Below are 438 nucleotides of genomic sequence, written 5' to 3'. Positions count from 1 at the left end.
GGTGCAGGTCGGCGCGCCGCAGATTTTCGGCAAGCGAGTCCTCCTCGGCAGAAGTTTCCTGCGCGCGGTTGACGATGCAGGGGATGGGCTCGTTCTTGGCCAGTCGCTTTTGCTTGATCAGGATGCCGAGTGCGAGATAACGCCGGCCGCCCGCGGGCACCTCGTACGTGCCGGTCTCCTCGCCCTCGCCGTCGAGCACGGGACGGACGTTCAGGCTCTGGATCAGCTTTCGCCGTCCGATGTCTTCGGCCAGCTGCTCGATCGACACGCCGTCCTTGATGCGCCGAACATTCTTCTGCGACAGCATTAGCTTGTCATAGGGAATGTTCTCCGCGGCGTTCATCGCGATCTTCTGAATGGCGTTCTTTGCCATGGTCAGGTTCTCCATGACGGGCGGCCCGGGGCCTCTCCCCGAACCTCCAAGCCCGTCATCAACCC

General features: G+C 62.8%; 1 protein-coding gene. It reads right to left on the bottom strand.

Features of this window, described 5'->3' with window-relative positions; genetic code table 11:
* On the bottom strand, positions 1-373 hold a 373-nt coding region (locus EN935_RS40165; protein WP_164771937.1), incomplete at its 3' end, for a ParB/Srx family N-terminal domain-containing protein.
* Between the last annotated feature and the right edge of the window lie 65 nt (positions 374-438).

It is taken from the genome of Mesorhizobium sp. M7D.F.Ca.US.004.03.1.1, from assembly GCF_003998635.1.
In the GTDB taxonomy this organism is placed as follows: Bacteria; Pseudomonadota; Alphaproteobacteria; order Rhizobiales; family Rhizobiaceae; genus Mesorhizobium; species Mesorhizobium loti.
Note: the sequence above shows the minus strand (reverse complement) of the source record. Positions and strands in the feature narration are given on the sequence as shown.